The 4,465-nt window shown below is 63.1% G+C and carries 5 protein-coding genes; 4 read left to right on the plus strand and 1 reads right to left on the minus strand.

Going from position 1 to position 4,465, the window contains the following annotated elements; all coding sequences use genetic code 11:
* On the plus strand, window positions 1-218 hold a 218-nt coding region (locus A2J03_RS06030), incomplete at its 5' end, for an ANTAR domain-containing protein (protein WP_082897630.1).
* A 148-nt stretch (window positions 219-366) separates the two neighbouring features.
* Here A2J03_RS06030 and A2J03_RS06035 read toward each other — a convergent pair.
* Window positions 367-939 (minus strand): TetR family transcriptional regulator, encoded by a 573-nt coding sequence (locus tag A2J03_RS06035; RefSeq protein WP_068370783.1) that lies wholly within the window; start codon window positions 937-939, stop codon window positions 367-369.
* Between the two features lie 121 nt (window positions 940-1,060).
* Between A2J03_RS06035 and A2J03_RS06040 the strand changes: the two genes are divergently transcribed.
* The 3 genes from A2J03_RS06040 (at window position 1,061) to scnC (ending at window position 4,454) form a co-directional block, all read left to right on the plus strand.
* A complete protein-coding gene (locus A2J03_RS06040) occupies window positions 1,061-2,644 on the plus strand; it encodes an MFS transporter (protein WP_068370788.1) in 1,584 nt (527 codons plus the stop codon).
* A gap of 201 nt (window positions 2,645-2,845) precedes the next feature.
* Complete coding sequence (locus A2J03_RS06045) at window positions 2,846-3,682, plus strand: SH3-like domain-containing protein (RefSeq protein ID WP_068370786.1); 837 nt, start codon at window positions 2,846-2,848, stop codon at window positions 3,680-3,682.
* A gap of 88 nt (window positions 3,683-3,770) precedes the next feature.
* The gene (gene scnC, locus A2J03_RS06050; protein WP_068370791.1) at window positions 3,771-4,454 is read left to right on the plus strand and encodes a thiocyanate hydrolase subunit gamma; all 684 of its coding nucleotides are present in this window, start codon (window positions 3,771-3,773) and stop codon (window positions 4,452-4,454) included.
* The last annotated feature ends 11 nt before the right edge of the window (window positions 4,455-4,465 follow it).

Consider the following 4,465-nt stretch of genomic DNA (forward strand, 5'->3'; position numbering starts at 1 on the left):
CGATGCTCGCCGCCCGAGACGATCAACAGTTTCGTGCCAGCCTGGCCAGTCGAGACATCATCGGACAGGCCAAGGGGATGATCATGGAGCGTTACGACATCGACGCAGTGCAGGCTTTCGAGCTGCTGGCGAAGTTGTCACAGCAACAGAACACCCCACTACATCGCCTCGCCCGGGAACTGGTCGACATCGACCATCCGACCGTCTCCGAGTTCTGAGCAGCGAACCTCGGTTTGCCACCGGGGGTTTCGAGTTGGGCCCGTCGAGGCATGCGCAGAGGGGTGCCGTTGCTCAGCAGCGATACCCGCGGACGGGTGCGTGGTTGAGCACACAGCTATGCAACCGTCCGTCGCGGCATCCACCGCATCAGTCCGTCCGTACCTCGCAGAGCCGTCGAACGGCCGTCTCGATCACGCGGCATCGCCGATCCAGTTCAGCGTCGGACGAGACCGCCACCTGTCCCGGTGTGGTCAACCAGGCCGACACGATCCCGAACAAGAGGGTCATCAGGTCCTCGGCGGCGACATCCGCATTGAGCGTGCCGTTCCGCTGGGCCTGAGCCACCTCGGCCGCACGGGCGTCCAGGACGCCTCCGATCGTATCGTCGCCTTGAAGACACGACGCCTGTTGTAGCTGCGCCCACAACAGAATTCGATGCTCTTCGGGTTCCGAACACAGATGCCGGTACACGCGTGCAGCAAACTGCCCAAGATCATCGACGGTGAACGGCACTGCGTCGGCGAAGCGAGCGAAACCCTCGGCGACCGCTGCGGCGAACAGCGACTCCTTGTCCCCGAAGTACGCGTACAACCGTTCTTTGCTTGCGCTCGCGTTTGCAGATATCCGGTCGACGCGTGCGCCGGCGAGTCCGTATGCTGCGAATTCGGTTCGGGCAGCGGCAACGATTCGCGCCCGAGTCGCTCCTGCGTCAGCTCTCATGTGACCGACCTTACTACGCTCCAACCAACTAGTTCGTTTGACTGCAGCCTGACTGCCCCATAAGTTACGAGAGATACTTCTGCGCCCGAGACTCTCAGCGAACTTCAGTAGGGAAATGATCATGGACCAGCAACTCGACGGGCACGCGCCCGCCGCGAATCCGAACTACGAGCGCCGATGGCTGGTGCTGTGCATCGTCGCCATCACTCAGCTCACGATCGTGCTGGACGGCACCATCGTCAACATCGCCCTGCCACAGGCGCAGCTGGATCTCGGCATCAGCGACGGCGCCCGCGCCTGGGTCATCACCGCCTACGCACTGGCTTTCGGCGCATTGCTGCTACTCGGCGGGCGTATCGCCGACTACTGGGGTCGCAAGCGTTCGTTCATCGTCGGCATGGCAGGTTTTGCGGTCGCCTCCGCCGTCGGCGGTTTGGCGCAGGAGGGGTGGCAACTGTTCGTGGCCCGCGCAGGCCAGGGCGTCTTCGCGGCCCTGCTCGCGCCCGCCGCACTGGCCATCCTGACCGTCACGTTCACCGAGCCCAAGGAACGCGCAAAGGCATTCGGCGTGTTCGGTGCGATCGCCGGTGGCGGCGCAGCGGTCGGTCTCCTGCTCGGAGGCGTGCTCACCGAGTATGCGAACTGGCGTTGGTGCCTGCTCGTGAACATCCCAGTGGCCGTATTCGCCATCGCCGCCGCAGTGCCTTTCGTGAACGAGAGCAAGGCAGAAGGAAACACCCGCTACGACCTGCCCGGTGCCATTCTCGTCGCGCTCGGTCTTGCCTCATTGGTCTACGGCTTCACCGAGGCCGAAGACGGCTGGGCGACCGTGTCCACCATCTCGTTCATCGCCATCGGACTGCTGCTGCTGGCCGCCTTCGTCGTGGTGGAGGCGAAGTCGGATCATCCACTGCTTCCACTCAGCGTCTTGCTCGACCGCGACCGAGGCGCGGCGTACATCGGTTCCGCTGTCATCGGCGCTGCGCTATTGGGTGGCACGTTGTACCTGACGTTCTACTTCCAGATCGTGCTGGAGATGAGTCCGGTAGTTGCCGGCGTCGCATCGTTGCCGATGACTGCGGGCATTCTGGTCACCGCTGCCGTTGCATCGGCGCTGATGCCGAGAATCGGACCGAAGCCGATGATGGCTGTGGGCCCACTTGTCTCGGCGATCGGCCTGGCATTGCTGACGCAGATCGGTGTGCACACCTCCTACTGGACTCACGTCCTGCCCGGCGTTGTCCTCCTCGGTCTCGGTCTGGGATTGCTGATGGTTCCCATGCAGAACGTGGCGCTGATCGGCGTGCCCGATCACGACGCAGGAGCAGCCAGCGCGCAGATCAATGCAACACTGCAGGTCGGTGGAGCGCTCGGTGCTGCCGTGTTCACCACCGTGTACACCTCCAGCAAGTCCTCGTACCTCGCCGACAATCCGGCCCCGACTCCCCCGGCGGGCGTCCCCGCGGAAGCGCTTGCAACGCAGGAAATTCCGTCCGACGAGGTCCTCGCATCACTGCCGGAGCCCATCAGGGAATTCGTCACGGCCACCATCGATCACGCATTCTCGGCCGAGGTCTCAGGCTACGCATGGGCCTTCGGCACGGCCGCGATCATGGTCGCCCTCGTCAGCCCGGTGGTGGTGTTGCTCGTCCGCGCGAAGAAGGACGACGTCAAGGTCAGCGATACCCCTGTGCACATCGGGTAGTAGTCCTGGGTCCTGTGATCGTCGAATTTGCCGACGCGTCGAGCCCGGATGTGAGATCTTAAGATCTCACGATCCAGGTCGGCGTGCGGCAACCGACTGTGCCCCACGATCGAGTACGGAGCAAGCGGATAGCTCGCCGTGAGGCGACTGCCGCGACTACTGGTTGCAAGTGAGTGTGTCCGGAACACGAAGGCATCTTCGATGACCAACTCGGCAGAACGTGCAGCACAACTCGACCTCGTATCGCGTCTGAAATCGTCCTACCCCGAACTTCCCGACGCGCCCACCCCGGATCTGATCGACCATTCCCGCTACGCGGCGTACCTGAAACCGTCCCATGATGTCGGCGGTGAACCCGACGCACCGATCAAGTACGAAAACAAGGAATACGAACACTGGGAACACTTGACCTACGTCATCTGCGAGGTTCTCGCGTGGCGAGGAGTGTGGGTTTCCGAGGAACGTCGGCGAATAGGGAACGTCGACGTGGGTCGAGCGGTCTATCTCGGCCTTCCCTACTACGGCCGATGGCTACTGGCCGTCGCTCGCATCCTTACGGAGAAGCGGTACATCAGTTCCGGTGAACTGAGCGACCGCATGGAGAGGGTCCAGCAGCGCTACGAGGGCGGGTTGAAGGGCGCGTTGCCAGACGCTCACCCGGCGTTCGAAGGCGATGGGTCACAGATCGCGCGCAATTCTCATCACATTCATGCCCTCGGCAAGGGCGATCCGCAGGTGTTCGCCGGGCGAGCAGGCACTCCGAAGTTCGCGGTCGGCGATTCCGTGGCGGTTCGAGACTTTCCCGTTCTCTTCTACACCCGCACTCCCGAATACGTGCGCGGCGCCACCGGCGAGATCGCCGCCGTGGCATACGAAAGCCCAGCACCGGAGGATGAAACCTGGGACCGTCCCGATGCGACTCCGGAGTGGTTCTACGTCGTTCGATTCGACCTCGCACACCTTTGGGATGGCTACCGGGGACCCTCCTCGGACTCTCTGCAGACCGAACTCCCGGAGCGCTGGCTTCGATCGAACTGAACGCACACGACATTCACGGCCCACACCCTCTGGAGGCAGCGTGTCCGATCACGACCACGATCACGACCACACCCGCACCGTGGCACCCATGGTCGACGAAATCACCGACTTCGAGGTGCTCGAAATCGCCCTTCGCGAATTGTGCATCGAAAAGGGCATTTTCACCGCCGAAGAACATCGACACTTCACCGAGTTCGCGGAACAAATCGGTCCGACGCCGGCTGCCCGTCTGGTCGCTCGTGCGTGGCTCGACCCCACCTTCCGGCAACTCGCTGTCACCGACGCGATGGCCGCAAGCCGCGAGGTCGGAGTGGATTGGATGGAGCCGACAGGTTTCGGAACGCCGAGCGACTTCACCGCCTTCGAGATTCTCGAAGACACACCCACCCTTCATCACGTCATCGTCTGCACTCTCTGCTCCTGCTATCCCCGGCCGATTCTCGGTAACTCGCCGGAGTGGTACCGGACCCCGAACTACCGGCGCCGTCTGGTCCGATGGCCCCGGCAAGTTCTTGCCGAGTTCGGACTGGTGCTTCCCGAAGACATCGCCGTCCGAGTGCAGGACTCGAACCAGAAGCACCGATTCATGGTGATGCCGGTTCGCCCGGCCGGAACCGAGGGATGGAACGAGGATCGACTGGCGGAGATCATCACTCGCGACTGCTTGATCGGGGTTGCACTGCCCACCCCGGGAGTGACCACCAACGTGATCACCGACACCAGGCCGGCCATCCATCCTGCGAGCAGAGCAACGGCCGAGGACGCGTCATGAGCGACACCGAG

Source organism: Rhodococcus sp. EPR-157 (assembly GCF_001647195.1).
Classification (GTDB): Bacteria; Actinomycetota; Actinomycetes; order Mycobacteriales; family Mycobacteriaceae; genus Rhodococcoides.